General features: G+C 73.5%; 5 protein-coding genes. 3 read left to right on the forward strand and 2 right to left on the reverse strand.

Going from position 1 to position 7,977, the window contains the following annotated elements; genetic code table 11:
• Nucleotides 1-4 precede the first annotated feature (4 nt).
• Both OO54_RS42290 and OO54_RS07695 read right to left on the reverse strand, forming a co-directional pair.
• Nucleotides 5-1,684: an FG-GAP-like repeat-containing protein gene (locus OO54_RS42290; RefSeq protein WP_159391564.1), complete on the reverse strand. Its 1,680-nt coding sequence runs from the start codon at nt 1,682-1,684 to the stop codon at nt 5-7.
• A 229-nt stretch (nt 1,685-1,913) separates the two neighbouring features.
• The gene (locus OO54_RS07695; RefSeq protein ID WP_033202077.1) at nt 1,914-3,614 is read right to left on the reverse strand and encodes a VCBS repeat-containing protein; all 1,701 of its coding nucleotides are present in this window, start codon (nt 3,612-3,614) and stop codon (nt 1,914-1,916) included.
• A 191-nt stretch (nt 3,615-3,805) separates the two neighbouring features.
• On the opposite strand from OO54_RS07695, the gene OO54_RS07700 reads away from it, so the two are divergent.
• From OO54_RS07700 to OO54_RS07710, 3 genes are all read left to right on the forward strand, one after another.
• Nucleotides 3,806-6,028, forward strand: a complete 2,223-nt coding sequence (locus tag OO54_RS07700) for an acetate--CoA ligase family protein (protein ID WP_033202078.1) — start codon at nt 3,806-3,808, stop codon at nt 6,026-6,028.
• 9 nt (nt 6,029-6,037) lie between these two features.
• Nucleotides 6,038-6,871, forward strand: coding sequence for an enoyl-CoA hydratase/isomerase family protein (locus tag OO54_RS07705; RefSeq protein ID WP_051786769.1), 834 nt, complete (start codon nt 6,038-6,040; stop codon nt 6,869-6,871).
• A gap of 129 nt (nt 6,872-7,000) precedes the next feature.
• On the forward strand, nt 7,001-7,600 hold the full coding sequence (locus OO54_RS07710; RefSeq protein WP_234439292.1) for a flavin reductase family protein: 600 nt from the start codon (nt 7,001-7,003) through the stop codon (nt 7,598-7,600).
• The last annotated feature ends 377 nt before the right edge of the window (nt 7,601-7,977 follow it).

The following is a 7,977-nucleotide window of genomic DNA, read 5'->3' on the forward strand; positions in this document are numbered from 1 at the left end:
CGGGTCAGAACAGGGAGATGCCCGTCCAGCCCCAGCCCGCCTTGATCCTGGGCTTCAGGCCGCCCTTGCCGTCGCCGTCGTACCGCCACAGCACGCCGGCGGTGTCGAGGGCGAGGACGTCGGTGACGCCGTCGCCGGAGAGGTCGCCCGCGCCGGTCAGGGTCAGGCCCTTCCAGCCCCAGCCGATCTTGTCCGCGCCGCCCCGCTCGTAGCGGTGGAGGTCGCCGTTCGGGAACAGGCCGAGGTGGTTCTGGTAGCCGCTGCGCGTGAACGCGCCGACGCCCGTGAATCGCTGGCCCGTGTACCCGGTGCCGACCCGCTGACGGGCCTGGAGGCCGCCGCGGCCGTCGCCCGCGTACTGCCAGACGGCGCCCGTGGCGTCGACGGCCAGGACGTCGGGGAAGCCGTCGGCGTTCAGGTCGCCGACGCCGGTGAGCTTGAAGTCCTTCCAGCCGGTGCCGATCTTCACCTTGGTCCCGAAGGCGCCGCCCGCGGTCCCGTCGAGCCGCCACAGGCCGCCGGTGGGGTCCTGGGCGAGCGCGTCGGGGCGGCCGTCGGCGTTGAGGTCGCCGGCGGCGGTGAAGCGGTGGCCCTTCCAGCCCCAGCCGATCTTCTGCCGGGGCTGGAAGCCGCCGGTGCCGGTGCCGTCGTAGCGCCAGAGGACGCCCGTGGCGTCCAGGGCGAGGAGGTCGGCGCGGCCGTCGCCGCCGTAGTCGTGGCGGAAGGTGCCGTGGGGGTTCCAGCCGCGCGGCGCGATCCAGGAGATGTCGTCGACGAGGGTGCCGGGCGCCGAGAGGACCGTGCGGGTGCCGTCGGGCACGGAGGCACTCCTGACGGCGGCCTGCCCGCCGGCGCTGTACGCGATCAGACTGCCGTCAGGGGACCACTCGGCGCCGGCCCCCGCGTACTCGCCCGTGGTCAGCGGGTACTCGCCACCACCGTCGAGGACGTGGGCGCGCGCGTCCCATGAGAACCCACTCGCCGAGAAGGCGATCTGCTCGCCGTTCGGCGAGAACGCCGGGTACATGCCCGAGGCGATGTGCGTCGGTTCACCGCCGACACGCGGGTCCCAGAGGTAGACCTCGGAGGCGCTCCTCTCGCCTCGGACGAAGGTGATCCGCCCGTCCCAGGCCACGTCCACCTGGGTGCCCCGGGGGAGGGCACCGTGGAGACCTCCACCGGCGACGTCGATGAGATGGACGGAGGGGGAACCGCCGAAATCGGGCGTGGGCGAGAAGCTCGCGTAGAGCTGCCGGCCGTCGGCGGTCCAGTCGAGGCTGTCGAGCGTGCCTTCGGGGTTGTCGAGGTTCAGGCGGATCAGATGGGCGTTCGTGCCGTCGGCGTTCGCGGTCCAGACGCTGCCGCCGGGGGTGATGAAGGCCAGGCGCAGACCGTCGGGCGAGAAGGTGACGCCACTGATCTTGCTCTGGGGAGGCACATCCCGGCCGGTGAGCACGAGCACGCGCCGGTCGGTGCCGTCGGCGTTGACCGTGACGAGGGTGTCACCGGTGCGGACGCCGTCGACGTACTTGTGCTCGGTGAAGGCCACCCGGGGCTTCGGCGCACCCTCGGCCGCCTGCGCCGGTGCCGCCGCGACCGCGGTGAGCGCGGCGGAGGAGGCCAGGACGGCCAGGGCGGCGCCGAGGGCTCGGCGGCGGCCCCGGGGTCGGGTGGAGCGGGTCAAGTGATCCTCCGATGCGTTGTCGCCGGACGTCTTGGGCATGTCGTCCGGAAGGTGAGACACGCCGCCTCGTCGCATGGTTGTACGCCGTCGGGGAATCCGTTCTGCCACGGACCGTCGCGCGCCCCTTCCTGGCGGAGGCTCGCGAAGGCGGGGCGGTGACGTCACGACGCCCCGCTCCCGGCCCCCTTCGGGGTACGGAAACGGGGCGCTGGGTGCTGCCGGGGTGGGATCAGAACGTGGTGAGGCCGCTCCAGCCCCATCCGACCTTGGCGCGCGGCTTCAGACGGCCCGTCCCGTCACCGTCGTAGCGCCACAGCACGCCGGAGGTGTCCCGGGCGAGGACATCGCTCACGCCGTCGCCGGTGAGGTCGCCGGCACCGGTGAGGGTGAGGTTCCGCCAGCCCCAGCCGATGCTTTCGCGCGAGTTCAGGTCGTGGCGCATGAGTCCGCCGCTCGACCCCTGTTCCAAGTAGTTCTGGTCGCCGTTCTTCGTCAGGGGGCCGACGCCGGTCAGGCGGGTGCCCTCGTACCCGTAGCCGAAGTCCTTGCGTGCCTGGAGGCCGCCGCGGCCGTCGCCGTCGTACCGCCAGGGCTTGTCCGCCGTGTCGAGGGCGACGATGTCGGCGAAGCCGTCCTCGGAAAGGTCGCCGACACCGGTCAGCTTGAAGCCCTTCCAGCCGGTGCCGATCTTCACCTTCGCCCCGAAGCCGCCGCCCACGGTCCCGTCGAGCCGCCACAGGCCGCCGGTGGGGTCCTGGACGAAGGCGTCGGGACGGCCGTCGGCGTTGAGGTCGCCGGCGGCGGTGAAGCGGTGGCCCTTCCAGCCCCAGCCGATCTTCACGCGCGGCTTGAGGCCGCCGGTGCCGGTGCCGTCGTAGCGCCACAGCACGCCGTAGGCGTCCAGGGCGAGGACGTCGGCGCGGCCGTCGCCGCTGTAGTCGTGGTGGAAGGTGCCGTGCGGGCTCCAGCCGCGCGGGGTGACCCAGCCGATGTCGGCGGCGGTGGCGCCGGGCGCGGAGAGGACCTTGGGGGTGCCGTGGGACGACCAGGCGCCGTTGACGGTGGCCTGCTGCTCCGTACCGCCCGAGAGGTAGGCGATCTGCGAGCCTTCCGGGGACCACTCGGGGAACAGGACGTGTTCCCCCTTGGTCACCTCGAACTTGTTGCCCCCGGCGGCGTGCTGGAAGTGCACGTCGAACGAGCCGTCGGCACCGTCGGCGAAGGCGACGAAGGTGCCGTCCGGCGAGAAGGTGGGGTGCAGGCCCTGGGTGAGCGGCTTGGGGTCGCCGCCCACGCGCGGGTCCCAGATGTGCACGGTGCTGCCGCGCAGGAAGGTCACGCGGCCGTCCCAGGCCACGTCGACCTGGGTGTCCCAGGTCTGCTCGGGCTGGGCGAAGAGGTAGCCGAGGCCCGTGCCGTCGGCGTTGATCCGCATGATGCGCAGGCGGTCGTGGCCCGGCTTGCCCCCGAAGCTCAGATAGAGCTGCTTGCCGTCGGGGGTCCAGTCGAGGCCGTTGAGCCAGCCGTCGGGTTCGCTGACGTCCATGCGGACCGGGCGGGCGCCGGTGCCGTCGGCGTTCGCGACCCAGATGTCGGAGGTGCCGTCCTCGTTGATGAAGGCCATGCGCGTGCCGTCGGGCGAGTACGTGACGCCGGTGATCTCGGCCTTGGGCAGGCCCTGGCCGGTGGGCACGAGCTCGCGCCGATCGGTGCCGTCGGCGTTGACCGTCACGAGGGTGCTCGTACGGACGCCGTCGACATCCTTGTACTCGGTGAAGATCACCCGGGGCTTCGGCGCACCCTCGGCGGCCTGCGCCGGTGCCGCCGCGACCGCGGTGAGCGCGGCGGAGGAGGCCAGGACGGCCAGGGCGGCGCCGAGGGCGCGGCGGCGGCCCCGGGGCCGGGTGGAGCGGGTCAAGTGGTCCCCCATGGCGGTTGTCGTCGGACGATTCGGGCATGCCGTTCGAGAGGTGGGACACGCCGACGGGTCGAAGGGTTGTACGCCTCCGGGAGACCCGTTCTGCCGCGGACCGCCGCACACCCATTCCTGACAGGCCGTCAGTTCTGTAATCTGACTAGGCGTCAGCTGTATACGGATGGATGAAGGGGCGGGCGGAACACATGCTTGGATCGACTCACGGCACCTTCACCACCGATCTCCGCGCCCGCGTGGTCGCCTGCGGCGACTCGCCCAGGACCGCCGTGCACGGCGTCACCGCCGCCCCCGGCGACCAGGACGTCAGCGGGCGCCCGCTGCACGCCCTCGTGCCCGACCTCGACCGGTTCTTCCGGCCCGAGTCCGTCGCCGTCATCGGCGCCTCCGACACCGAGGGCCGGCCCAACACCGGCATCACCCGGCAGCTGCTCGCCTGGGCCGAGCGGGTGGGCGCCCGGCTCGTGCCCGTGCACCCGACCCGTACGAGCGTCTTCGGGATCGACTGTGTCCCCACCGTCGGCGCGCTCGCCGAACCCGTCGACCTGGCCGTCCTCCTCGTCGCCGACCCGCTGCCCGTGATCGAGGAACTGGCCGAGGCGAAGGTCCGCTTCGCGGTCGCGTTCGCCTCCGGCTTCGCCGAGACCGGGGAGGCCGGCGCCGAGGCGCAGGAACGTCTCGCCGAGGCCGTGCGCCGCTCGGGGCTGCGCCTCCTCGGCCCGAACACCAACCTGAACGCCTTCGAGCGCTTCCGGGAGGACCTCGACGGGCCCGCCGTCGCCCTCATCACCCAGTCCGGACACCAGGGCCGGCCCGTCTTCACCCTCCAGGAGCTCGGCGTCCGGCTCTCGCACTGGGCACCGACCGGCAACGAGGCCGACCTGGAGACCGCGGACTTCATCTCGTACTTCGCGGGCCGGCCCGAGGTCGGGGCGATCGCCTGCTACGTGGAGGGACTGAAGGACGGCCGGTCCTTCCTGCTCGCCGCCGACCGGGCCGCACGCCAGGGGGTGCCGGTCGTCGCCGTGAAGGTCGGACGGACCGAGACCGGGGCCCGCACCGCCGCCTCGCACACCGGGAAGCTCACCGGCGCCGACCGGGTCGTGGACGCGGCCATGCGCCAGTTCGGGGTGATCCGGGTCGACGGGCTCGACCAGCTCCAGGACACGGCGACCCTGCTCGCCCGCGCGCGCCGGCCGCTCGCGGACGGCGTCGTCGTCTACTCGATCTCCGGCGGCACGGGAGCCCACTTCGCCGACCTGGCCACCGCGGCGGGACTCGAACTCCCCACCCTCACGCAGGCCAAGCAGGACGAACTGCACCAGTGGATACCGGAGTACCTGAGCGTCTCGAACCCCGTCGACAACGGCGGCCACCCCGTCGGCGACTGGCGCGGCCGGAAGATCATCGACGCGATCCTCGCGGACCCGTCGGTCGGGGTCCTGATCTGTCCCATCACCGGCCCCTTCCCGCCCATGAGCGACAAGCTCGCCCAGGACCTGGCCGACGCGGCCGAGGCGACCGACAAGCTGGTGTGCGTGATCTGGGGCTCACCGTTGGGAACGGAGGACGCGTACCGCTCGACCCTCCTGGGCTCCTCGCGCCTCGCCACCTTCCGCACCTTCGGGAACTGCATCGGGGCCGTCAAGGCCTACCTCGACCACCACCGGTTCACGGCCGGCTACCGCTCCCCCTTCGACGAGGCCCCCCGCACCCCCTCCCCCTCCTTCCGCAAGGCCCAGGCCCTCATGCGGCCCGGCCGGCGACTCAGCGAGCACGCGGCGAAGCAGCTGCTGCGGGCGTACGGGATACGGGTGCCGCGCGAGCAGCTCGTCACCAGCGCGGCGGCGGCCGTCCGGGCCGCGGGGCTGGTCGGCTACCCGGTGGTGATGAAGGCGTCGGGCGCCCAGCTCGCCCACAAGACGGAACTGGGGCTCGTGAAGGTCGGCCTCACCTCCGCCAGCCAGGTGCGGGACGCGTACCGCGAACTCACCGACATCGCCCGCTACGAGTCGATCGACCTCGACGGCGTCCTCGTCTGCCAGATGGTCGGGCGCGGCGTCGAGATGGTCGTCGGCGTGACCCGCGACGACCTCTTCGGCCCCACCATCACCGTCGGCCTCGGCGGCGTCCTCGTCGAGGTCCTGAACGACACGGCCGTACGCGTTCCCCCCTTCGACGAGCACGAGGCCCGCTCCATGCTCGCCGAGCTCCGCGGCCGCGCCCTCCTCGACGGCGTCCGCGGCGCCCCGCCCGCCGACGTCGACGCCCTCGTCGAAGTCGTCCTCCGCGTCCAGCGCATGGCCCTCGAACTCGACGGCGACCTCGCCGAACTGGACATCAACCCCCTGATGGTGCTGCCGCGCGGCCAGGGCGCGGTGGCCCTGGACGCCCTCGCCGTCTGCCGATAGGAGCCCCCGATGGCCGCCGCACCGCACGACGCCGCCCACGACCTCCCGGACGGCGCCGCCCGCGACGTCCTGCACACCGTCGAGAACGGCGTCTCCTGGATCACCCTCAACCGCCCCGAGGCGATGAACGCCGTCACCTGGGACCAGCGCGAGCGGATCATCGCCCTGCTCGCGGACGCGTCCGCCGACCCGGACGTCCGGGCGGTCGTGGTGACCGCCACCGGCCGCGGCTTCTGCGCCGGGGCGGACCTGCGCGGCGCCCCCGCCGCCGGCGAGCGGGTCGCGGGCGACGTGGCCCGCATGATCCGCCTCGGCGCCCAGCGCTTCATCGGGGCGGTGATGGACTGCGAGAAGCCGGTCGTCGCCGCCGTCAACGGGACCGCGGCGGGCATCGGCGCGCACCTCGCCTTCGCCTGCGACCTGGTGATCGCGGCGGACTCGGCGCGGTTCATCGAGGTGTTCGTACGGCGCGGCCTCGTCCCCGACGGCGGCGGCGCGTACCTCCTGCCCCGGCTGGTCGGGCCCCGGCGCGCCAAGGAGCTGATGTTCTTCGGCGACGCGGTGGGGGCCGCCGACGCGAAGGACCTGGGCCTGGTGAACCGGGTCGTCCCGGCGGCCGACCTGGAGAAGACCGCCCGCGAGTGGGCCGAACGCCTCGCCCAGGGGCCCACCCGCGCCCTCTCCCTCACCAAGCAGCTCGTGAACGCCTCCCTGGACTCGGACCGCGTCACCGCGTTCGCGGCGGAGGCGACGGCGCAGGAACTCAACATGACGACCAGGGACGCCCAGGAGGGCGTGGCGAGCTTCGTGGAGCGCCGGGAGGCACGGTACGAGGGGCGCTAGCGGAGTGCCCCTCCGGGGGCGCTCGTCGGAAGCCCTCGGGCGACGGTCGGACCGTCGTGTCGGGGGCTTCCTCTTCGGTGTCCCGAAGACTTCCCATCTGACGCACCGTCAGTTTCAATGGACGGTGTGATGGGACACGCGGGGATGGCGGCCACCGTCGTCCGACACCTGAGAGCGGCCGGTTCGCCGACGGCCGTGGAACCACTGCCCCGGCCGGTACTGCGCGCGGTACGGGAGGACGAGCGGCCACCCGTCGACCCGGCGGAGTTCCGCCGGGTGCTCGGGCACTTCGCGAGCGGGGTGACGATCGTGACGGCGCGGGACGCGGAGGGGCCGGCGGGGTTCGCCTGCCAGTCGTTCGCGTCGCTGTCGCTCGATCCGCCGCTGGTCGCGTTCATGGTCGCCCGGACGTCGACGACGTGGCCGCGGATCGCGGGGGCGGGATCGTTCTGCGTCAACGTGCTGGGAGCCGACCAGGGCGGCCTGTGCCGGTCGTTCGCCGTGAGCGGCGCGGACAAGTTCGCGGGGGTGGAGTGGGAGCCGGCACCGGTGACCGGCTCGCCGCGGCTGCCCGGCGCGCCGGCGTGGATGGACTGCACGATCAGCGCCGTGCACACGGGGGGCGACCATCTGATCGTCGTGGGGCGGGTCGACGCCCTCGGTGCGGCCGAGGACGGGGATCCACTGCTGTTCCACCGCGGGCGGTTCGGGCGGTTCAGCACCCACTGACACCCCCCCCCTCGCCGTGGGCCCCGCCGCGTGCCGCCCCTCCCCCGGCCCCTCGGGCGGGGCCGCGCCCCGGGTCATGGGCCCGTCCTTTGGCGGGGCCTGGCTGTGGACCGCGCCCCGGCAGGACCTGATTGCGGGCCACCCCTGGCGGGGCCTGCCGTGGGCGGCCACACCCGCCACCGCGCCCCTGGCAGGACCCCGGGTTGTGGGCCACGCCCGCGGGTTGTGTGCCGCACCCGTCACCGCGCCACCCGGGTTGTGGGCCGCGCCCCTGGCAGGACCCCGGGTTGTGGGCAACTGTTCCGCAAGGGCGGAACGGGTGGGCACAACCCACCACGGCGCCGCACCTTCGGCGCACCGTCCAGGCCCGGAAGCCT

It is taken from the genome of Streptomyces wedmorensis (genome assembly GCF_000716445.1).
Lineage (GTDB): Bacteria > Actinomycetota > Actinomycetes > Streptomycetales > Streptomycetaceae > Streptomyces > Streptomyces wedmorensis.